The sequence below is a fragment of the Ramlibacter tataouinensis genome (assembly GCF_027941915.1).
Lineage (GTDB): Bacteria > Pseudomonadota > Gammaproteobacteria > Burkholderiales > Burkholderiaceae_C > Ramlibacter > Ramlibacter tataouinensis_C.
On sequence record NZ_CP116009.1, the window covers coordinates 2,317,435 to 2,337,086 of the forward strand.

Annotated in this window: 20 protein-coding genes; 9 read left to right on the forward strand and 11 right to left on the reverse strand. The window is 71.6% G+C overall.

Features of this window, described 5'->3' with window-relative positions; genetic code table 11:
- The first annotated feature begins 60 nt into the window (after positions 1-60).
- Entirely contained in the window at positions 61-213 is a 153-nt protein-coding gene (locus tag PE066_RS10845; RefSeq protein ID WP_271232556.1) for a hypothetical protein, read from the forward strand.
- Between the two features lie 328 nt (positions 214-541).
- Complete coding sequence (locus PE066_RS10850) at positions 542-2,395, forward strand: phosphoenolpyruvate carboxykinase (GTP) (RefSeq protein WP_271232557.1); 1,854 nt, start codon at positions 542-544, stop codon at positions 2,393-2,395.
- A gap of 64 nt (positions 2,396-2,459) precedes the next feature.
- On the opposite strand, the gene PE066_RS10855 is transcribed toward PE066_RS10850, so the two are convergent.
- Positions 2,460-2,612 carry a hypothetical protein gene (locus PE066_RS10855; protein ID WP_271232558.1) on the reverse strand — a complete coding sequence of 51 codons (153 nt, stop codon included), beginning with the start codon at positions 2,610-2,612 and terminating at the stop codon, positions 2,460-2,462.
- Between the two features lie 6 nt (positions 2,613-2,618).
- Positions 2,619-3,062, reverse strand: a complete 444-nt coding sequence (locus tag PE066_RS10860; protein WP_271232559.1) for a hypothetical protein — start codon at positions 3,060-3,062, stop codon at positions 2,619-2,621.
- Positions 3,063-3,175: 113 nt separating this feature from the next.
- Here PE066_RS10860 and PE066_RS10865 point away from each other — a divergent pair, with 113 nt between their 5' ends.
- Positions 3,176-4,141, forward strand: coding sequence for a LysR family transcriptional regulator (locus PE066_RS10865; RefSeq protein ID WP_271236558.1), 966 nt, complete (start codon positions 3,176-3,178; stop codon positions 4,139-4,141).
- Positions 4,142-4,166: 25 nt separating this feature from the next.
- Here the strand turns inward: PE066_RS10865 and PE066_RS10870 are convergent, their stop codons facing one another.
- On the reverse strand, positions 4,167-4,334 hold the full coding sequence (locus tag PE066_RS10870; RefSeq protein WP_271232560.1) for a hypothetical protein: 168 nt from the start codon (positions 4,332-4,334) through the stop codon (positions 4,167-4,169).
- 160 nt (positions 4,335-4,494) lie between these two features.
- Here PE066_RS10870 and PE066_RS10875 point away from each other — a divergent pair, with 160 nt between their 5' ends.
- Entirely contained in the window at positions 4,495-5,328 is an 834-nt protein-coding gene (locus PE066_RS10875) for a metallophosphoesterase (RefSeq protein ID WP_271232561.1), read from the forward strand.
- Between the two features lie 90 nt (positions 5,329-5,418).
- Here PE066_RS10875 and PE066_RS10880 read toward each other — a convergent pair whose 3' ends face one another.
- A complete protein-coding gene (locus PE066_RS10880) occupies positions 5,419-6,327 on the reverse strand; it encodes a LysR family transcriptional regulator ArgP (protein WP_271232562.1) in 909 nt (302 codons plus the stop codon).
- A gap of 75 nt (positions 6,328-6,402) precedes the next feature.
- Between PE066_RS10880 and PE066_RS10885 the strand changes: the two genes are divergently transcribed.
- Positions 6,403-7,728, forward strand: coding sequence for a D-amino acid dehydrogenase (locus PE066_RS10885; RefSeq protein WP_271232563.1), 1,326 nt, complete (start codon positions 6,403-6,405; stop codon positions 7,726-7,728).
- 132 nt (positions 7,729-7,860) lie between these two features.
- Positions 7,861-8,868 (forward strand): metal-dependent hydrolase, encoded by a 1,008-nt coding sequence (locus tag PE066_RS10890; RefSeq protein ID WP_271232564.1) that lies wholly within the window; start codon positions 7,861-7,863, stop codon positions 8,866-8,868.
- Positions 8,869-8,883: 15 nt separating this feature from the next.
- On the opposite strand, the gene PE066_RS10895 is transcribed toward PE066_RS10890, so the two are convergent.
- The 6 genes from PE066_RS10895 to PE066_RS10920 are packed head-to-tail and all read right to left on the reverse strand — an operon-like array spanning position 8,884 to position 16,494.
- Positions 8,884-11,247, reverse strand: coding sequence for a xanthine dehydrogenase family protein molybdopterin-binding subunit (locus PE066_RS10895; RefSeq protein WP_271232565.1), 2,364 nt, complete (start codon positions 11,245-11,247; stop codon positions 8,884-8,886).
- Between the two features lie 51 nt (positions 11,248-11,298).
- Positions 11,299-12,141: a M14 family zinc carboxypeptidase gene (locus tag PE066_RS10900; protein WP_271232566.1), complete on the reverse strand. Its 843-nt coding sequence runs from the start codon at positions 12,139-12,141 to the stop codon at positions 11,299-11,301.
- Positions 12,134-13,381, reverse strand: a complete 1,248-nt coding sequence (locus PE066_RS10905) for an acyl-CoA dehydrogenase family protein (RefSeq protein ID WP_271232567.1) — start codon at positions 13,379-13,381, stop codon at positions 12,134-12,136. Before PE066_RS10905 ends, PE066_RS10900 begins: the two co-directional genes overlap by 8 nt.
- 38 nt (positions 13,382-13,419) lie before the next feature.
- Entirely contained in the window at positions 13,420-14,658 is a 1,239-nt protein-coding gene (locus PE066_RS10910) for a serine hydrolase domain-containing protein (RefSeq protein WP_271232568.1), read from the reverse strand.
- Positions 14,659-14,665: 7 nt separating this feature from the next.
- Positions 14,666-15,454 (reverse strand): alpha/beta fold hydrolase, encoded by a 789-nt coding sequence (locus PE066_RS10915; RefSeq protein WP_271232569.1) that lies wholly within the window; start codon positions 15,452-15,454, stop codon positions 14,666-14,668.
- Positions 15,451-16,494, reverse strand: a complete 1,044-nt coding sequence (locus PE066_RS10920) for a peptidase M29 (RefSeq protein ID WP_271232570.1) — start codon at positions 16,492-16,494, stop codon at positions 15,451-15,453. The genes PE066_RS10915 and PE066_RS10920 overlap by 4 nt, the downstream gene beginning before the upstream one ends.
- Before the next feature lie 36 nt (positions 16,495-16,530).
- Between PE066_RS10920 and PE066_RS10925 the strand changes: the two genes are divergently transcribed.
- From PE066_RS10925 to PE066_RS10935, 3 genes are read left to right on the forward strand one after another with little or no spacing between them, the layout of a single operon-like run.
- The gene (locus PE066_RS10925; RefSeq protein WP_440480527.1) at positions 16,531-17,055 is read left to right on the forward strand and encodes a flavin reductase family protein; all 525 of its coding nucleotides are present in this window, start codon (positions 16,531-16,533) and stop codon (positions 17,053-17,055) included.
- A 4-nt stretch (positions 17,056-17,059) separates the two neighbouring features.
- Positions 17,060-17,488: a MarR family winged helix-turn-helix transcriptional regulator gene (locus PE066_RS10930; RefSeq protein ID WP_271232571.1), complete on the forward strand. Its 429-nt coding sequence runs from the start codon at positions 17,060-17,062 to the stop codon at positions 17,486-17,488.
- Between the two features lie 43 nt (positions 17,489-17,531).
- Positions 17,532-18,443 carry a DMT family transporter gene (locus PE066_RS10935; protein WP_271232572.1) on the forward strand — a complete coding sequence of 304 codons (912 nt, stop codon included), beginning with the start codon at positions 17,532-17,534 and terminating at the stop codon, positions 18,441-18,443.
- Between the two features lie 34 nt (positions 18,444-18,477).
- Here PE066_RS10935 and PE066_RS10940 read toward each other — a convergent pair whose 3' ends face one another.
- Entirely contained in the window at positions 18,478-19,578 is a 1,101-nt protein-coding gene (locus tag PE066_RS10940; RefSeq protein WP_271232573.1) for an aromatic ring-hydroxylating dioxygenase subunit alpha, read from the reverse strand.
- Between the last annotated feature and the right edge of the window lie 74 nt (positions 19,579-19,652).

Below are 19,652 nucleotides of genomic sequence, written 5' to 3' on the forward strand. Positions count from 1 at the left end.
CAGGAACCGGCGCGCCGCTAGAATGGCGGCTTTCGAACTGCAGCCACACCCGCCACAGCCATGTCGAGCACCGAACCCCGCCACAGCCACGGCGAAACCGCCGAGCACCAGGACCCGATGGACGCCGTGGTGCACGCCATCCCGGTCGTGATTCCGGCCGTCGGCGCGCTGCTGATGTTCCTGCTGGCCTTCATCGCGGTGTACATGGCCTGACCGGCTGCGCCGTCTTCCTCCGGCAGCCCGGCTTGCGTTTGCAGCCGGGCTGTTTTGTTTGCGCTTCGGCTTCGATCGGCCTGCATAAAGTCATGAGTCTTTTGCATGGAATCGCCGGGATGGCCGAGCCAATGCGGCTTCCCCCTACCTAGAATCCTTCTTCCAGCCGACCCGTGGAACGCGCAAGGTGGTGCTGCAGTGTCTGCCGCCACCGCCGACGCGCCGCACGCCGACTGAGCCAAGCCCGGTTTCAAAAAGGCGCGCTCGGACCGTTGCAGAGCTCTCCCTTTCTGAAACCCGGTTTCTTTGTTTCAGGAGCTTCGTGACGATGAATTCACCCGTGATGCAGGGGCTGAACCTCAATACCCCGTCTTATGTGCGCAACGCCCGGCTGATCGCCTGGGTGGCCGACATGGTGGCGCTGTGCAAGCCCGATTCGGTCTACTGGTGCGACGGCAGCCAGGAGGAGTACGACCGGCTGTGCCAGCAGCTGGTGGACGCCGGCACCTTCAAGCGCCTCAACCCGGCCAAGCGCGCCAACTCCTACCTGGCCTGCTCCGACCCGAGCGACGTGGCCCGGGTCGAGGACCGCACCTTCATCTGCTCGCAGAAGAAGGAGGACGCCGGCCCGACCAACAACTGGATGGACCCGGTGGAGATGCGCGCCACCCTGCAGCCGCTGTTCGACGGCTGCATGCGCGGTCGCACCATGTACGTGGTGCCCTTCTCGATGGGTCCGCTGGGCTCGCCGATCGCCCACATCGGCATCGAGCTGTCCGACAGCCCCTACGTGGCGGTCAACATGAAGATCATGACCCGCATGGGCAAGGCGGTCTATGACGTGCTGGGCGTGGACGGCGCGTTCGTGCCCTGCGTCCACACCGTGGGCGCGCCGCTGCAGCCGGGGCAGGCCGACGTGAGCTGGCCGTGCAACCCGACCAAGTACATCGTCCACTATCCGGAGACGCGCGAGATCTGGTCGTACGGTTCGGGCTACGGCGGCAACGCGCTGCTGGGCAAGAAGTGCTTCGCGCTGCGCATCGCCTCCACCATGGGGCGCGACCAGGGCTGGCTGGCCGAGCACATGCTGATCCTGGGCGTGACCAGCCCGCAGGGCAAGAAGTACCACGTGGCCGCCGCCTTCCCCTCGGCCTGCGGCAAGACCAACTTCGCCATGCTGATCCCGCCCAAGGGATTCGAAGGCTGGAAGGTCACCACCATCGGCGACGACATCGCCTGGATCAAGCCGCACGCCGACGGGCGCCTGTACGCGATCAACCCCGAGGCCGGCTATTTCGGCGTCGCCCCGGGCACCAACTACAAGACGAATCCGAACTGCATGGATTCGCTCAAGCGCGACGTGATCTTCACCAACGTGGCGCTGACCGACGACGGCGACGTCTGGTGGGAAGGCATGGACGGCGAGCCGCCGGCGCATGCAATCGACTGGCAGGGCAAGGACTGGACGCCGGAGATCGGCAAGGCGACCGGCGCCAAGGCCGCGCACCCGAACGCCCGCTTCACGGTGGCCGCCACCAACAACCCGGCGCTGGACCCGGCCTGGGACGACCCCAACGGCGTGGCCATCGACGCCTTCATCTTCGGCGGCCGCCGCTCCACCACGGTGCCGCTGGTGACCGAGGCGCGCGACTGGGTGGAAGGCGTGTACATGGCCGCCACCATGGGCAGCGAGACGACCGCCGCCGCCACCGGCCAGCAGGGCGTGGTGCGGCGCGACCCGTTCGCCATGCTGCCGTTCGCCGGCTACAACATGAGCGACTACTTCCAGCACTGGCTGGACCTGGGCCGCAAGCTGCAGGCTTCGGGCGTCAAGCTGCCGCGCATCTACACCACCAACTGGTTCCGCAAGGGCGAGGACGGCAAGTTCGTCTGGCCCGGCTACGGCGAGAACATGCGCGTGCTCAAGTGGATGATCGACCGCATCGAAGGCCAGGCCGCCGGCCATGACCACGTGTTCGGCATCAGCCCGAGCTACGAGGAGCTGAACTGGACCGGCCTGGACTTCTCGCGCGAGCAGTTCGAGCGCGTGATGGGCATCGACAAGGCCGCCTGGCAGCAGGAGCTGGCGCTGCACGCCGAGCTGTTCGACAAGCTCGCGTACCACCTGCCGGCGGAGCTGACCCGGAACAAGGCGAAGATCGAGCAACGGCTGGCCGCCTGATCCGCGCCTGGCCCCATGAAAACAGCCGCCCTCGGGCGGCTGTTTTTTCGTCGGGAGCGCGGGTTCAGGACTGGCGCGCGGCGACCAGCCGGCGGCGGCGGCGCTCGGCCCGGCGATCGGCGCTGCGCCGGGCCCAGCCGTTCAGGCGCCGCAGCACGGGCCGCGGCACCGAGGCCAGGGTCCAGAGCCAGACGCGGCGGGCAGTGGCCAGCACCATGGCGGCTCAGCGGTAGTTGCGCAGGTCGACCGCGACGTCGCCCGAGGCCATTGCGCGGCTGATGTCGGCCATCACGCGCGCGTCCAGCAGCGCCGCTTCCCAGTACTCGCGGTCGGCGCGGGCCTGGCGGCGGGCGGCGCCCAGGCGCTCCCAGCTGGCCCCGAGCACCCGGCCGGCGCGGCGCGCCGGCGCGGCCAGCAGCGCGATGGCCGCGAAAGCCACCGTCCACAGCGCGATCCAGGCAGCCAGCAGGCCGCCTTCGGTCCAGGTGTCGACGACCTGGTTGGCAACCACCAGCAGCGCGGAGACGAGGGCCGCCAGCAGCAGGGTGGCGGCACTGCGCGAGCTGTCGAAGCTGCGGGCCGTCTGCTTGAGCGACCGGGCAGCGCGCTCGACGCGGGCCACGCCGGCGTGTTGGACGGGGTAGTCGATGTGGGCAAAGCTGGTCATTTGTGGTTCTCCTTCTTCAGTTCCGCAGGCGGCGCCTCGGGATGCCCATAGATTAGGGTTTCCACTGATATATTTCAACTCAATATTGGTGATTCATATCATTCACGAGGATTATTGATGTGACCAACTTCCGCACCCTCGACCTGAATTTGTTGCGCGTTTTCGACCAGGTCATGGCCGAGCGGAACCTGACCCGGGCGGCCCGCAACCTCGCGATGACGCAGCCGGCGGTCAGCAATGCGCTGAGCCGTTTGCGCGATGCGCTGGGCGACAAGCTGGTGGTGCGCAGCGGCTACGGGGTCGAGCCCACGCCCCGCGCCCTGGCGCTCTGGCCGTCGGTCAGCGACGCACTGCGGCAACTGGAGGGGGCGCTGGTGCCCGGCCAGTTCGTCGCGTCCGAAGCCGTCCACACCTTCGTGCTGGCGATGGCCGACGCGACGGCGGCCCTGCTGATGCCGGGGCTGGTCGAAATCATTGCGCACGACGCGCCCGGCATTACCCTGCGCGTGCTGCCGCTGACCACGCGCGACCCGCGCCGGCTGCTGGACGAGGGCACGATCGACGTGGCGGTGGGCTTCTTTCCGGCGGCGGTGGCCGACCTGACGGCGCAGTCGCAGGCGGGCGGGCTGGTCGCCTTCAACCACCAGCGCCTGTACGAGGGCCGCTACGTGTGCGTGATGCGGCGCGAACACCCGCTGGCCGGCCAGCCGATGACCCTGGACGCCTTCTGCGCCGCCTATCACCTGCTGGTCAGTTTTTCCGGCCGCCCCTATGGCTTCATCGACGAGGCGCTGTCGGCGCTCGGGCGCAAGCGGCGCGTGGTGCTGACGGTGAACCAGTTCTTCACGGCCGGCCGGGTGGTGACCGGCTCCGACCTGCTCACGGTGCTGCCCGAGCACTTCGTGCCCGCCACCGGCATCGCCGCCAAGCTGGTGATCCGCGAGCTGCCGTTCGAGGTGCCGCGGGTGCACGTGGAGTCGCTCTGGCACCACCGGCAGGAGCAGCGCAGCGAGCACGCCTGGCTGCGGCTGGCGCTCTACACCGCGGCGCGGCGGGCCTTTGCCGCCGGGCGCGGCTGAGCGCAGGGCAGCGCCGGGCTTGGGCTCAGCGGACGACGCGCAGCCAGGCCGAAGCGGCCCGGCGCAGTTCCGCCGCCTGCTCCGGGTTGCGGCCGAAGCGGGCGCCGGCCTGCTCCATGAGCTGGGCCGGGTAGTCGGCGCCTGCCGGCGAAGCACCGAACAGGCGGGTGAGGAAAGCGAGCAAGGTGTACATGGTTAAGGAGCACCTGGGTCGGTGCGTTTGAGGCTTGAACCAAGAATAAGGGTTTTCCCTTAGCTTTTCCATGCTGCGCCGGCGAGCGGCCATGCCGACTTGGCATGGCCCCGGCCGCGCCGCACATGGGCCCCGGGAACCGGCCGCCACAATCCCCTGCGTGAAATTCCAGCTCGCCTCCGACCTGCACCTTGAAACCCAGCCGGAGGCCCAGCTTCGGCCCGCACCCGGCGCCGAGCTGCTGGTACTGGCCGGCGATATCGGCTCCTACCAGGCCGGCAGCGCCTTGCCGGGCGACGACTTCGGGCTGGAGCGCTTTTCGCCCCGGCTCGGCTGGCCGGTGCCGGTGCTGTTCGTGCCCGGCAACCACGAGTACGACAACCTGGACTTCGACGAGACCCACGCCCGCCTGCGCGAGACCTGCGAGCGGCTGGGCATCACCTGGCTGGAGCGCGAGGTGGTGGTGATCGACGGGGTGCGCTTCGTCGGCACCACGCTGTGGAGCGACTTCGATGCCCTGGCCGCGCAGGCACCGGACACCGGCCAGGCGCTGAAGCAGCGCGACAAGGCCTTCCGCGCGGCCGACTTCTACCTGGCCAAGGCCGCCGCCCGGCGCCGCGGCCAGCCGATGCTGGCCGAGGGCTGGCGCGAGCTGGGGCTGGAGTGCCAGCAGTGGCTGCGCCAGGCCCTGGCCCAGCCGTTCGACGGGCCGACGGTGGCCGTCACCCACTTCGCACCGTCGCTGCGCAGCGCCGATCCGCGCTACGGCATCACGCCCGGCACGGCCGGCTTCTGCAATGCGCTGGACGAGCTGCTGCCACGGGCGCAGTTGTGGGTGCACGGCCACCTGCATTGCCCGCAGGACTACCGGGTGGGCTCGTGCCGGGTGGTCGCCAACCCGCTGGGCTACGCGCGCAAGGGCGAGCAGGACGGCTTCCGGCCGGACCTGGTGCTGGAGGTGCCGGCAGCGGCCGCGCAGCCGCCCGCCCGCTAGCGGGCGCAGTCGTGCCGATCGCGCCAGGCCGAGCGCTCGGCCGACCAGGGCGGCTCGGTGCATGCGCGAGACCTCGCCCTTCAACCGCTCTCACGACTGCCGCAGCGTCTGCGCGGCCGTACCCAGCAGCGCCTCGCTCAGCGCGTCCAGCACCTCGGACTGCAGGTTCCAGCAGTGCCAGTAGAGCTGGACCGGCAGCCGGTGGCCGGGCAGCGCGTCGACGAGCTGGCCCTGCTCCATCAAGCCGCGCACCAGCAGCTCGGGCACCACGCTCACGCCCCAGCCGGCCAGCACGGCCCGCACCTGCCCTTCGGAGCTGGGCACGAAGAGCTGGCGCAGCCCGACCCGGCGCAGCCCGAAGGCGCGCGCCGCGAACTCGGCCTGCAGGTCGTCCTTGCGGTTGAAGGCGATGAAGGGCACGCGGTGGAAGTTGTGCGGCGCCAGCGCGCCCTGCTGGCGCAGGTAGTCCGGCGTGGCGATCGCCAGGTAGTCCATCGCGCCCAGCGGCACCACCTTGCAGCCGCGCAGCGCCTGCCTGAGCGAGGTGACGCAGCCCAGCACCTGGCCTTCGCGCAGCCATTCCTGGGTGAAGTCCTGGTCGTCGGCGATCACCTCCAGCGGCAGGCCCTGGCGCGCCAGCTCGCCCAGCGCCGGCAGCGCCCAGGTCGCGATGCTGTCGGCGTTGATGGCGATGGAGATGCGCTCGTCCTCGCGGCCACCGCCGGCCGAGCTGGGCGCCAGCTCGCGCAGGTCGCGGTCGAGGTCGGCGCGCAGCAGCCGCAGCTGCCGGGTGTGCTTGAGCAGCAACTGGCCGGCGGCGGTGGGCCGCAACGGGCGGCTGCGCACCACCAGCACGGTGCCGACCTGCGACTCCAGCGCGCGCAGCCGCTGCGACACCGCCGACTGGGTGATCGAGAGCCGGCGCGCGGCCCGCTCGAAGCCGCCCTCCTCGACGATGGCGGCCAGGCATTCCAGCGCCGCGGGATCGAAGCTGCTCATATAAGCGTTGCTGATGGACAGGCTGTTAGCCTAACTTTGCTTCATGTCTGCGGCAATCGGGCCGACACTGCTTCCATGAACGTCCTCGTCCTCGGCGCCGGCATCATCGGCACCAGCACCGCCTGGCACCTGCTCGAGCGCGGCCACGATGTCACGGTGGTCGACCGGCAGGACGCCGCGGCGCGCGAAACCAGCTTCGCCAACGCGGCGCAGATCTCGGTCAGCTACTGCGAGCCGTGGGCCAACCGGCAGGCGCCGGCCAAGCTGCTCAAGTGGCTGCTGCGCAAGGACGCCCCGCTGCTGTTCCGCCCGCAGTGGGACTGGCAGCAGTGGCGCTGGGGCCTGCAGTTCCTGGCCCAGTGCCACGACGCCGCCTTCGCCCGCAACGTCGGCCAGCTGGTGGCGCTGGGCCGCTACAGCCACGCCGCGCTCAAGGACCTGGTGCGCGCCACCGGCATCGAGTACCAGCGGCTGCAGCGCGGCATCGCCCATTTCTACACCGACGCGCAGGCGTTCGCCGAAGCCGACGAGGCGGCGCGCCTGATGCAGTCGTTCGGCGTGGCGCGGCGCGTGGTCGGCCGCGACGAGCTGCTGGCGATCGAGCCGGCCTTTCGCGCCTTCGGCGAGCACATCGTCGGCGGCACCTACACACCGAGCGACGAGAGCGGCGATGCGCGCGTGTTCACCGAGCAGCTGGCGCAGCGCTGCGCCGACCGCGGCGCCCGCTTCCTGTACGGCCACGACGTCGATCGGCTGCAGCAGGCCGGCGGCGCCATCGAGGCGGTGCAGGTGCGCGAGCGCGGCACCGGCGTCACCCGGCGCCTGCGCGCCGACGCGGTGGTGGTGGCCTGCGGCTCGTACTCGGCGCCGCTGCTGCGCAGCGTCGGCGTCGACCTGCCGATCTACCCCGGCAAGGGCTACAGCGCCACCTTCCGCATCCTCGAGCAGGCGCGGGCGCCGACGGTCAGCCTGCTGGACGACTCGGTCAAGTGCGCCATCTCGCGCCTGGGCGACGAGCTGCGGGTGGCCGGCACCATCGAGGTGGGCGGCTGGGACACCCGGCTGGACACCCCGGTGGCGCGGGCCCGCTGCGAGATGCTGGCGCGCCGCATCGAGGAGGTCTTCCCCGGCGTGTGCGACACCCGCAGCGAGGCCGAAGGCGGCAACCCGCGCTACTGGGCCGGTCTGCGGCCTGCCACGCCGACCAACATCCCCTACATCGGCCGCACCCGGGTCGGCCGGCTGTGGGTCAACGCCGGCCACGGCACGCTGGGCTGGACCCATGGCGCCGGCTCCGGCAAGGCCATGGCCGCGCTGATCGACGGCGAACGGCCGGACCTGGCGTTCGGCTTCCTCGGCTTCGAGGCGCCGCGGCCCGAACTGCGCCATCGCACCGCTTGAGGGCGGGTGTCACGGCGGCCTCGCGCCGCCCTCCATCACCCGTCGCCTGAGTCCACGCGCCGGCGCGCCAGCGGCTGGAGGTGGGACCCGGCTTGCCGCTTGGCGGCACGGCGCCTGATAGCCTGCGCGCCCATGGATTCGATCTCGCAACTCGCCCTGGGGGCCGCCGTCGGCGTGGCCGTCATGGGCCGCCGCAGCGCGGTATGGAAGGCGGCGCTGGCGGGCGGCATCGCCGGCACCCTGCCCGACCTCGACGCCTTCATCGACCACGGCAACGCCGTGGCCAACATGACCTACCACCGCGCCGAGAGCCACGCCCTGTTCTGGCTGACCCTGGCCTCGCCGCTGGTGGCCGCGCTGGTCAGCCGGGTGGCGGGCGAGGCCGATCGCTTTCGCCGCTGGTGGCTGGCGCTCTGGCTGGCGCTGGTCACGCACCCGCTGCTGGACACGCTGACGATCTACGGCACGCAATTGCTGCTGCCCTTCACCGACCACCCGTTCGGCGTCGGCAGCATCTTCATCATCGATCCGCTCTACACCGTGCCGCTGCTGATCGGGCTGGCGGGCGCGGTGGCGCGCGGCCGCGGCCATGGCGGGCTGCGCTGGAACGCCTGGGCGCTCGGCCTGTCCACCGCCTACCTGGCCTGGAGCGTGGGCGCGCAAGCGCACGTGCGCGCGCTCGCGCAAGACGAGCTGGCGGCCGCCGGCCGCCCGGCCGAGCACCTGCTGGTGACGCCTACGCCCTTCAACACCGTGCTGTGGCGCATCGTGGCCATGCGCGACGGCGGCTACGAGGAGGGCTTCCATTCGCTGCTGGACGGCCGGCCGATCCGCTTCGAGCGCTTTGCCAGCGACCGCGCGCTGGAGCGTGAACTGCAGGACCTGTGGCCGGTGCAGCGCATGCAGTGGTTCACGCACGGCTTCTACCGGATGCAGCGCCAGGGCGACGCGGCCTACATCACCGACCTGCGGATGGGACAGGAGCCGAACTACTCGTTCAACTTCCGGGTCGGGCGGCGCGAAGGCGGTCGCTGGGAAGCGGTGCCGGCGCAGAACCGCGGGGCCCGCGGCGATCTCGGGGCGGGGCTGCGCTGGCTGTGGCGACGGATGGGGGGCGAGGACCTGCCGCCGCCGCGCTGATTGCGGCGTTGCGGATCAGGCCGCCGCCGGCGGTGCCGCCGGATCGCTCGCCGTCATCAGCGCCCACAGCCGCCCGGGCGTCAGCGGCATCTGCAACCGGCTCGCCAACGCCGGGTAGCCGCCGCCCGCCAGCGCATCGGCCACCGCGTTGACCACGCACGGCGTGGCCCCGATGGTGCCGAGCTCGCCCACGCCCTTCACCCCCATCGGGTTGTTCCGGCAGGGCGTGCTCTCGTCCATCGAGGTGACGAACTCGCAGGCCAGCAGGTCGGCACGGGGTGCCGCGTAGTCCATCAGGCTGCCGGTGATCGGCTGGCCGCTGCCCTCGTCATAGACCATCTGCTCCAGCAGCGCCTGGCCCAGCCCCTGCACCGCGCCGCCATCGAGCTGGCCGCGCACGATGGTCGGGTTGACCACCCGCCCGACGTCGTTGACGCTGCTGTAGGCGACCACCTGCACCTGGCCGGTGGCCGGGTCCAGTTCCACCTCGCTGACGTGGCAGCCGTTGGGCCAGCTCGGGCCGGCCACGGTGGTGGTGCTTTCCAGGTGGATGCGCCGCTGCGGCTGGCGCCCGGCCAGCGCAGCCAGGTCGATCGCCAGGTCGGTGCCGCGCACGCCGAAGCGGCCGGCGCGGTACTCGAGGTCCTGCGCGCTGGCCTCCAGCGCCTGCGCCGCCAGCCGGCGCGCTTCGTCCAGCGTGCGCTGCGCCCCCTCGCGCAGCGCCGAGCCGCCGGTGAAGAGCGAGCGCGAGCCGGCGCTGCCGAATCCATCGCCGCGGTCGGTGTCGCCCAGCACCACGCGCACCCGGTCGATCGGCACGCCGAACACGTCCACCACCAGCTGCGCCAGCGTGGTGGCGATGCCCTGCCCCATCGCGTTGACGGCCGAGAACGCCTCGATCACGCCGTCGGGCAGCACGGTGACGGTGACGCGCTCTTCCAGCACGTTGCCGCCGGTCCATTCGAGGAAGGTGGCGATGCCCCGGCCGCGCAGCTTGCCGCGCGCGCGGCTGTGCGCGCGCCGGGCCTCGAAGCCGTTCCAGTCGGCCTGCGCCAGGCCCTGGTCCAGCACGTGCTCGAAGCGGCCGACGTCGTAGGTCTGGCCCATCGGGTTGGTGTAGGGCATCTGCTGCGGCCGGATGAAGTTGCGCCGGCGCAGCGCGATGCGGTCGATGCCGCTCTGGCGCGCGGCCTCGTCCATCAGCCGCTCGATGACGAAGATCGCCTCCGGCCGGCCGGCGCCGCGGTAGGCGCCCGTCGGCGCGGTGTTGGTCAGCACGGCGCCGAAGTGGAAGTCGACCACCGGGATGTCATAGACGCTGGTCTGCACCCAGGGGCCGACCAGCAGCGGGATGACGACGCCGGTGCCGGTGGCGTAGGCGCCGACGTTGGCCAGCGAGCGTAGCCGCAGCGCCAGGATGCGGCCGTCGGCGGCCAGCGCCAGCTGCGCGTGGCTGCGCAGGTCGCGGCCGTGGTGCGAGGACAGGAACTCCTCGCTGCGGTCGGCCGCCCACTTCAGCGGGCGCCGCAGTTGCCGGGCGGCCCAGGCGACGGCGATGTCTTCCGGGTAGGCGCCGGTCTTCATGCCGAAGCCGCCGCCGACGTCGCCCACCGTGACGCGCACCTGCTCGCGCGCCAGGCCGAGCGCATCGCAGACCGAGGTGCGCACGCCGGACGGCATCTGCGTGCTCATGCGAATCGTGAGACGGCCGTCGTCGGCGACCCACGCCAACACCGTGCGCGGCTCCAGCGCCAGCGCCGCCAGGCGCTGGTTGGTCAGGTCCAGCGTGACGCGATGGGCCGCCTGCGCGAAGGCGGCCTCGGCCGCCGCCGCGTCGCCGTAACGTGCCTCGGCGGCGACGTTGTCCGGCGCCTCGTCGCACAGCGCCACGATGCCGCCGTCGACCGCCTGCTGCGCATCGACGACCGAAGGCAGCTCCTCGTACTCGACCCAGACCGCCTCGGCCGCATCGCGCGCCTGCTGCAGCGTTTCGGCCACCACCAGCGCCACCGCCTCGCCGGCGAAACGCACGCGGTCGATGGCCAGCACCGGCCGCGGCGGCGAAGCGGCGGCGCCGCCGCCGGGACGCTGGAAGGCGGCGTTGACCGGCAAGGTCTTGACGCCCGCCAGCTGCAGCTCGGCGCCGCTCGCAACCAGGGCGACGCCGGGCATGGCTGCCGCGGGCGCGGTATCGACCGACACGATGCGCGCATGCGCATGGGGCGAGCGCACGAAGGCCGCATGCAGCAGGCCCTCGGGCTGCAGGTCGTCCGTGAAGCGGCCGCGGCCCTGCAGCAGGCCCTCGTCTTCGATGCGCGGCACCGCGCGCCCGCTGCCGAAGCGGGCGACGATGCCGTTGGATGCGGGATCGGCGCTCATGGACTGTCCTCGCTGGGATCCGGTCCATTGTGCCGCCGGCCGGCGGCGGATTCAGCGCGACATCGACGCCGGCGCCAGCAGCCGCTCGTCCATCCAGCGCAACAGGTCCAGCCACATCTGGCGCATCTCGGCCTCCAGCGGCGTGCGCAGCGCGCTGGGCAGCTCGATGGTCACCACCGGCACGCCCCTGTGCAGGCCGCCGTAGTTGCCCAGCGAGCCGGGAAAGATGCCGACCTGGTCCAGGTACAGCCGGCCCAGCCGCGAGGGCGGCACCGACGGGCCGTCGAAGTCCAGCACGCCATAGGGCGCGTGGATCGACACGATCAGGTGGGGCTGGAAGGCCTCCATCTGCTGGTGCAGGAAGCGGCTCTCCGGCTCCGACAGCGGCTGCGGGCCGGGCCAGCGGCGCCGGTCCCTGCGGGTGCGCTTTTCCCAGTAGACCTGGGCCTCGCGCGCCCAGTCGGGCGTGGGAAAGTTCCGATTCAGGTCGACCCCGTTGGCATTGGTGCGGCGCGGCGGCCGGGCCAGCGCGCCGTCCGGGTTGAGCAGCGGGATGAAGCGCCAGTGCACCGGCTGCGCCAGCCGCGCGGGCTCGCCGGCCAGCCGGATCCAGTGCAGCGCCGCCGAGGCCGACGACAGCTCGTCGCCGTGGATCGCGCCGGCGACCAGCACCCGCATCGTGGCCTTGGGCTGCACCACGTCGCGCAGGTACAGCGGCACGCCGCGCACCGAGCGCGCGCCGCTGTCCACCAGCGCCGCCTGCCGGCACAGCGCGGCGCTCACATTGGGCAGGCGCACCAGGCTGTCGCAGGGTGTTCGGCCCTGGGCCGGCGCCAGCGAGGCGGCCGCGAGCAGGGCCAGGAGCGCGGCCGTGCGGCGCCCCGCCCTACTCATCCTTCTCGCCGGCTTCGTACAGCGTTTCGCGCCCCATCCGGTCGAGCACCAGCTCGGCCGTCCAGGGCAGCATCAGCGAGCCGCAGCGGCTGTCGCGGTAGATGCGCTCGATCGGCAGGTGCTTCATCATGCTCTGGCCGCCGCAGGTGCGGATGGCCAGCCGCGCCAGGTCGTTGGCGCCTTCCATCACCGTGTACTGCGCGGCGTACAGGCGCATGCGCTCGTCCTTGGACGGGTTCGGCCGGGCCTCGCGGATGGCGCGCAGGAAGATGCTCTTGAGGTTCTCCAGCTGGATGCGCATCTGCGCCACCGCCACCTGCTTGGTCGGGTACATGCGGCGCTTGACCGGCGGCTCGCCCGGCACCTCGCCGCGCAGGTACTGCACGGTGAAGTCGTAGGCGGCGTTGGCCAGGCCCAGGTAGGTCGGCGCCAGCGTGAAGAACATCGCCGGCCAGGTCTGCGCGCCCTTGAAGTACACGCCGCGCGGCATGAGCTGGGCCTCGTCGGGCACGAACACGTCCTGGAACGTGAGGTTGCGGCTGACGGTGCCGCGCATGCCCAGCGGATTCCAGTCGCCGCTGATCGCAAAGCCCTCGCTGGTGGCCGGCACCGCCAGGTACAGCGTGTCCCTGGGGTCCGGCTTGACGCCTTCCTGCTCCTCGGTGCACAGCACGCCGTAGTAGTCGGCGGCGCCCGACAGCGAGGCGAAGATCTTGCGGCCGTTGACCACCCAGCCGCCCTCGACCTTGCGCGCCGTGGTGCCGAACGGCGCGCGGCCGGCGGCGGCGGCGCTGCCTTCGGAGAACGGCTGCGCGTAGATCGCGCCGTCCTGCACCACGCGGCGGAAGTGCAGCTCGCGCCGCGCCGCATGCTCGGCACGCTGCGAGTCGGTCATCGGGATGCCATCGGCCAGCACGCCGGTCCACAGCGTCGAGCAGATGTGCATGTTCCAGGTCAGCGCGGTGGCGCCGCAGAAGCGGCCGATCTCGGCTGCCACCATCATGTAGGTGGCGTAGTCGGCGCCGCCGCCGCCGTGCGCGCCGGGGACGCACAGGGCCAGCAGGCCGCTCTCGCGCAGGTCGTCGTAGTTGGCGAACGGGAAGCTGGCCTGCTCGTCCCATTGCGCCGCGCGCGGGGCAAAGCGCTGCTCGCCCAGCTCGTGCGCCAGCGACAGCAGCGAGCGCTGCTGCGCCGTGAGCTCGGTGTCGCCGACCGCGGGCGTGAAGCCCAGGGAAGTCATTGCGTCCATGTCCTTGGTCCTGTGGTGGCCGGATTCCTTCAGTCGGTGCTGCCGCCGAGCGACTGCAGCACGCCGCGCCACAGCGCGTCGCGCTCCTGGAACGGGGCGGGGTCCTGCTGCCCGCTGGCGGCCTGCCAGGCCGAGGTCAGCACCATCACGACGCCCGAGGACGGCTGCACGTAGACCGCCTGGCCGTGGATGCCGTGCATGGCGAAGGTGCGCGCGCGCAGCGGCGACAGCCAGAACTGGAAGCCGTAGCCTTCCCAGCGGGTGGCGCGGTACGGCCGGAAGGCGGCGGGCTGGCGCGCGGCGTCGGTGGCCTGCAGCAGGTAGTCGCGCGAGACGATGGCGCGGCCGTCCAGTTCGCCGTCGCGCGCCAGCAGCAGGCCGAGCCGGCCCCAGTCGCGCAGGCTGGCGTTGAAGAAGGCGAAGGCCCCTTCCTGGCCATCGGCGCCGATGCGCCAGAACGCCTCGTGCTCGGCCCCGATCGGCTCCCACAGCCAGGCCTGGGTCAGCTCGGCCAGGCTGCGGCCGGTGGCGCCGCGCAGCACCCGGCCCAGCACCTCCGTTTCCGCGCTGGCGTAGACGAACTTCTCGCCGGCCGGCGAGTGGCGATCGGCCACCGATCGCAGCACCGGCAGCGTCCCGCCCGCATCGACGACGAAGGCGCGCGTCATCCGGCTCACGTCGTCGCGGCCGTCGTAGCGCTCGCTGAAGCTCAGGCCCGAGGCCATGCGCAGCAGGTGCACGAGCCGCGTCTGCCCGTAAGCGGTGCCCTCCAGCTCGCGGGCGTAGGTCTGCGCCGGATCGTCCAGCGAGGCGATCAGTCCCTTGTCGAGGGCGACGCCCACCAGCAGCGCGGTCACGCTCTTGGCCATCGAGAACGACAGGAAGCGGGCGTCCTCGTGCCGCCCGTAGCGGTAGCGCTCGGCGACGACCTGCCCGTCCTTGAGGATCAGCAGGCCGGTGGCGCGCTGGCGCTCCAGGTACTCGTCCAGCGTGTAGCCGATGTTGCGGTAGCGGTAGCGCAGCGGCGGCGGCGTGGCCATCCGGGCCAGCGGGCGCGGGCGGGGCGAGGCGGCAACCCGGCTGACGCGCACGCCGGGCACCTGGTCGAGCGCCGACCAGGACCCGACCCGGTACGGGTTGTCGTACCAGCCGGCCAGGTTGGGCGCGACCGGATAGCCCTGGTCCTTGCCGAGCAGCTGTTCGTCGGGCTCGGCGCCGGCCAGCGTGGCAGCCAGCAGCAGCAACAGGGGCAGCAGCCGGCGCTTCATGGCGGCCTCAGTGCAGCCGCACGCCCGGCAGCGCCAGGAAATCCAGCACCGCGGCGTCGAAGGCCTCGGGGGCCTCCAGGTTCAGCAGGTGGCCGACGCCGGCCAGCTCGAGGAAGGTGCTGCCGGCGATGGCTTGCGCCATCTTCTTCATCACCGCCGGCGGCGCCTGGCGGTCGTGCTCGCCGGCCAGCAGCAGGGTGGGCACGTGGATGTTCGGCAGGTTGGCGCGGCGGTCGAAGCTGACCAGGGCCTCCAGCGCGCGCCGGTAGGTCGAAGGGTTGACCAGGCCCATGCAGTGCTGCGCCAGCCGCACGCCTTCGGGCAGGGCCGCCGGGCCGATCATCTGCGGCACCAGCGCTTCGGCCAGATCGGCCATGCTGCGGCCGGCGTCCAGCGGCGCGGTGCGCTCGGCCACGAAGGACCGCTGCCAGTCGCCATCGGGCTTGCCGAAGGCCGGCGAGGTGCCGCACAGCACCAGCCGGCTGACCAGCTCCGGGCGGCGCGCCACCACCTCCTGCGCCACCATGCCGCCCATGCTGTGGCCCACCAGCACGACATGCTCGCACGCCAGGCCCTCGATCAGCGTGATGCAGCTCTCGGCCAGGCCCTTGAAGGTGTAGGGCTCGATCGGCGCGCTGTGGCCGTAACCGGGCATGTTCCAGGCCACCGCGCGATAGCCGCACGATGCGAAGCTCTCCACCTGCGGCGCGAACGCCAGGTGGCCGCCGCCGATGCCGTGCAGCATCAGCACCGTGGGGCCGGCGCCGAGCGTGGTGAAGGTCGGCAGCGTGCTCATGCGAGGAGCCGGCCCTGCTCCACCACCGGCGTGCCGTCCAGCGTGACCGTGCAATGGCGCAGCGGCAGGTCGAAGTGGCCGAGCGTGTGGCGGCCGGCGACCTCGTTGGCGCCGGTGCTGTAGAGGAAGTTGCCGGCGAAGGCGCGCAGCTCGGTGCCGTTGAAGTCGCGCTTGTCGTACAGCGCCATGCTGTCCCAGCGCGCCGCGGCATTCAGGCCGTAGCCGACGTGGCTCACCGCGTAGGCCTCGCGGTCGTTCCAGGCGGCGATGTAGCTGCGCATCAGCTCGGCATCCAGGCCGGTGCCTTCGATCCGGGTGACGTAGTCGGCCTCGATGACCAGCGTGACCGGCTGCTCCAGGTAGCGCTTGAACGTGAGGTTGACGTCGCCCGGCGCCAGCACCAGCCGGCCGTCGACGCTGCCCGCCGCCGGGAAGGCCAGCGCCAGCCCGCCCGGCCAATGGGTCATGGTGCCGGGCCGCGTGGTGTAGCCCCAGTTGCCACCGGCCACGGCGCCCTGCAGCGAGATCCGCAGGTCGGTGCCCGCTTCGGAGGTGACCCGCATCTCGCGCGCACCGCGCAGCCGCTTGACGTGTTCCTTGACCCGCCGCTCGAGCGAGCCATCGTCCAAGGGCGCCAGCCGGGCCAGCGCCTCGGGGTGTTCGTTGCTCACGTACAGGACGCGGGCGCCGCCTTCGAGGATGGCCGGGAGCTCCGGGGCATGCATCAGGCCTTCGACCGTGCAATCGACCACCAGCGTGCTGCCGGCCAGCGCTGCGACCGCCGGCGCGATGTGTTGCAGGGCGTCCGAGGCGCCGGTGGAGCGCGCCGGCGGGGTGCCGCTCGCGAACACCGTGGGCATCACCAGGCCGAACACGCGCGCGCCCAGGCGCGCGGCCGCCAGCCGGGCCAGCTCCACCAGCACCGGCCGGCTCTGGCTTTCGCTGAGCACGGCGACGGTGTCGCCCGGCTGGACGGCGCAGCGCCGCAGCACGGCCTCGAAGGCATCCAGCCAGGCGGGTTCGATTCTTTCCTGCAGCATGGGTCGGGCGTCTTGGGCCATACTACATGAAATTTCATGCAAACCGTGCTGATGAGCCCGCCCCGCAAGGCCCAGCCCCCGACGTTCTCGGCCACGGAGTTCCGCCGCGCGCTGGGCATGTTCGCCACCGGCGTCACCATCGTCACGGCGATGACGCCCGACGGCAAGCCCATCGGGCTGACGGCCAGCTCCTTCAATTCGGTCTCGCTCGAGCCGCCGCTGGTGCTGTGGAGCCTGTCGCGCGCGGCCGCCTCGCTGCCGGCCTTCAGCACCGGCTCGCACTACGCCATCAACATCCTGGCGGCCGACCAGAAGCTGCTGGCCGAGCGCTTCGCGGTCAAGGGCGCCGAGCGCTGGAACGGCGTGGCCTTCACGCGCGGCTGCGGCGACGCGCCGCTGCTGGCCGGCTCCGCCGCCACCTTCGAGTGCTTCAACCGCAGCCGCTACGAGGAAGGCGACCACGTGATCTTCGTCGGCGAGGTCGAGCGCTGCACCTGGCGCGCCGGCGCGGCGCCGCTGCTGTTCCATGGCGGGCGCTTCTACACCGAGCTGCCGCTCTAGCGCCATGGCCGCGCGCTTCGTCGACAACTACCTGGGCTACCTCCTCGGGCAGGCCAACCATGCCCTGTACAAGGACTTCGACGCCCAGGTGCGCGCGCGCGGCCTGTCCTCCATCGAGTGGCGCGTGCTGGCCACGCTGCACGACGGCGACCCGCTCACCGTCAGCCAGCTGGCGCACGAGGTGCTGTCCAAGCAGCCCACCGTGACCAAGCTGGTCCAGCGCATGGCCGAGCAGGGCTGGCTCGCGCTGCAGAGCGACCCGGCCGACCAGCGCCGCACCCTGGTCTCGGCCACCGTCGCCGGGCGCCGCCTGGTCAGGCCGCTGGTGGAGCAGGCCAAGGCACACGAGGCCCGCCTGCTGCGCGCGCTCGGCGCCACCGAGAAGAAGGCGCTGCGCCAGCTGCTGGAGAAGCTGGTGACGGCGCGCGGCTGATCGCCCGCGCGCGACTGGCGGCGGGCCGCTACGATTGCCGCCGATGAGGCAGAGAAAGAACACCCTCGACGGCCTGGCCGTGTCGCTGCTGCTGGCCTGCTGCCTGTTCTGGGGCTTCCAGCAGATCCTGATCAAGACCACCGTCGTGGAAGTGCCGCCGCTGTGGCAGGCGGCGCTGCGCTTTGCCGGCGCCACCGTGCTGCTGGGGATCTGGTGCGCCGTGCGCGGCGTGCCGCTGTTCCAGCGCGACGGCACGCTGCGCGCCGGGCTGCTGGCCGGCGCCCTGTTCGCCGCCGAGTTCTGCTGCATCTACCTGGGCCTGCTCGACACCACGGCGTCGCGGCTGACGGTGTTCCTCTACACCTCGCCCTTCGTGGTGGCGCTGCTGACGCCGCGCTTCGTGCCGAGCGAGCGGCTCGGCACGGTGCAGTGGGTCGGCCTGGTGATCGCCTTCGGCGCCGTCGCCGTGGCCTTCAGCGAAGGCTTCACCGGCTCCACCAGCGCGCGCCAGTTGCGCGGCGATGCGCTGGCGCTGGCGGCCGGCACGCTGTGGGGCCTGACCACGCTGGTGATCCGCGCCTCGCGCCTGGGCAGCGCCTCGGCCGAGAAGATCCTGTTCTACCAGGTGGCCGTCACGGCGGTGGTGGCGCCGCTGCTGTCGCTGGCCTGGGGCGAGAGCTGGTCGCTGCGGTACTCGGCCTATGCCTGGGGCTCGATCGCGCTGCAGACCGCGATCGGCGCCTTCGCCAGCTACCTGGCCTGGATGTGGCTGCTGCGCTACTACCCGGCCACCCGCCTGTCCTCGTTCACCTTCCTGACCCCGGTGTTCGCGCTGGTGTTCGGCGTGGCGCTGCTGGACGAGCCGCTGACCCTGCAACTGGTGCTGGCGCTGGCCGCGGTGGCCGCCGGCATCGTGCTGGTGAACCGGCGCAAGGCCGTCCCCCAGGCGGCCTGAGCGCCAGGCCGGCCGGGAGTCCCCCGGCAGCCCCCTAGGCCATGCCGATCTGGTGCGGCCTGGCCGCGGGCTTGGCCGCCGCTTGGCTGGTGACCTGCTGCGCCTGCTCCTGCGCCACCAGCGTGGCCAGGGTGCGGCGGAAGTGCGACAGGGCGGCGTCGGAGGCGATCGCCTGCAGTTCGAACTGCGGATCCGCATCGATCACCACCTGCTGCGCCTCGATCAGGTGCTTGTCCTCCAGGAAGCCCTCGATCAGGCTCTGGTGCAGCGAGCGCGAGATGTTGGCGTCGTCGCCCTCCCAGTTGTTCAGGTAGGTCCAGAAGAAGTGCGTGGTGCGGCGCGTCTCCGGCGTCATGAACTGGCAGTTGCGGTACTCCCGGGTGCCTTCCCGGTGGCCCTTGTCGCTGCCGCTGCCGGCCGGCGAGAACATCGACTCCAGGAAGAAGATGCCGGGGATGTGCATGTGGCCGATGTTGCGCCGGTCCACGTGCCGGTCCTTCTCGGCGGCCGGCAGCACCTTGCGGTGGAACGGCGGCGGCGCCGCGTCCAGGTGCCAGCGCTCGACCCGGAAACCGCGCGGCAGCCGCTCGATCGCCACTGGCTTGGTGACGTAGGCGTACTCCTCGGAGCCGCCCAGGGTCCTGGTGTGCACGAAGGCCAGGTGCGCGAAGTCCGACAGGTTGTCGACGATCAGCAGCCAGTTGGCCCGGTAGTGCATGTAGTCGGGGATGCCCTTCCACTGCGGATCGCGCAGGTAGGGAAAGTCAATGATGTCGGCCGGGTCGGCCCTGGCCGGATCGCCCATCCAGATCCAGACCAGGTGGTCCTTCTCGACCACCGGAAAGCTGCGCACGCCCAGCTTGGCCGGAATCACCTCCTGGCCGGGGATCTGGATGCACTTGCCGCTCGGGTCGAACTTCAGCCCGTGGTACATGCAGCGCAGGTCGTCGCCCTCGCGCCGGCCCAGGTGCAGCGGCACGCCGCGGTGGCAGCAGCGGTCCTGCAGGGCGACGACCTTGCCGCTCTCGCTCTTGTAGAGCAGCACGGCTTCTTCCAGCAGCGTGCGCGCCAGCAGCCGGCCATCCAGCAGTTCGTGGTCCCAGGCGGCCACGTACCAGCAGTTCTTCAGGAACATCGCGTTCTCCCGCGGACCGTGCCGCGCCAGTGGAACGGACAATGCTAGGAAGCGCCTGGGCGGCGATCAAGGGT

Bases quoted from the DNA above. Each gene is read 5' to 3' on its own strand.
- PE066_RS10845 (WP_271232556.1), top strand. From the start codon at position 61: ATGTCGAGCACCGAACCCCGCCACAGCCACGGCGAAACCGCCGAGCAC.
- PE066_RS10850 (WP_271232557.1), top strand. From the start codon at position 542: ATGAATTCACCCGTGATGCAGGGGCTGAACCTCAATACCCCGTCTTAT.
- PE066_RS10855 (WP_271232558.1), bottom strand. From the start codon at position 2,612: ATGGTGCTGGCCACTGCCCGCCGCGTCTGGCTCTGGACCCTGGCCTCG.
- PE066_RS10860 (WP_271232559.1), bottom strand. From the start codon at position 3,062: ATGACCAGCTTTGCCCACATCGACTACCCCGTCCAACACGCCGGCGTG.
- PE066_RS10870 (WP_271232560.1), bottom strand. From the start codon at position 4,334: ATGTACACCTTGCTCGCTTTCCTCACCCGCCTGTTCGGTGCTTCGCCG.
- PE066_RS10880 (WP_271232562.1), bottom strand. From the start codon at position 6,327: ATGAGCAGCTTCGATCCCGCGGCGCTGGAATGCCTGGCCGCCATCGTC.
- PE066_RS10885 (WP_271232563.1), top strand. From the start codon at position 6,403: ATGAACGTCCTCGTCCTCGGCGCCGGCATCATCGGCACCAGCACCGCC.
- PE066_RS10890 (WP_271232564.1), top strand. From the start codon at position 7,861: ATGGATTCGATCTCGCAACTCGCCCTGGGGGCCGCCGTCGGCGTGGCC.
- PE066_RS10895 (WP_271232565.1), bottom strand. From the start codon at position 11,247: ATGAGCGCCGATCCCGCATCCAACGGCATCGTCGCCCGCTTCGGCAGC.
- PE066_RS10900 (WP_271232566.1), bottom strand. From the start codon at position 12,141: ATGAGTAGGGCGGGGCGCCGCACGGCCGCGCTCCTGGCCCTGCTCGCG.
- PE066_RS10905 (WP_271232567.1), bottom strand. From the start codon at position 13,381: ATGACTTCCCTGGGCTTCACGCCCGCGGTCGGCGACACCGAGCTCACG.
- PE066_RS10910 (WP_271232568.1), bottom strand. From the start codon at position 14,658: ATGAAGCGCCGGCTGCTGCCCCTGTTGCTGCTGCTGGCTGCCACGCTG.
- PE066_RS10915 (WP_271232569.1), bottom strand. From the start codon at position 15,454: ATGAGCACGCTGCCGACCTTCACCACGCTCGGCGCCGGCCCCACGGTG.
- PE066_RS10920 (WP_271232570.1), bottom strand. From the start codon at position 16,494: ATGCTGCAGGAAAGAATCGAACCCGCCTGGCTGGATGCCTTCGAGGCC.
- PE066_RS10925 (WP_440480527.1), top strand. From the start codon at position 16,531: ATGCAAACCGTGCTGATGAGCCCGCCCCGCAAGGCCCAGCCCCCGACG.
- PE066_RS10930 (WP_271232571.1), top strand. From the start codon at position 17,060: ATGGCCGCGCGCTTCGTCGACAACTACCTGGGCTACCTCCTCGGGCAG.
- PE066_RS10935 (WP_271232572.1), top strand. From the start codon at position 17,532: ATGAGGCAGAGAAAGAACACCCTCGACGGCCTGGCCGTGTCGCTGCTG.
- PE066_RS10940 (WP_271232573.1), bottom strand. From the start codon at position 19,578: ATGTTCCTGAAGAACTGCTGGTACGTGGCCGCCTGGGACCACGAACTG.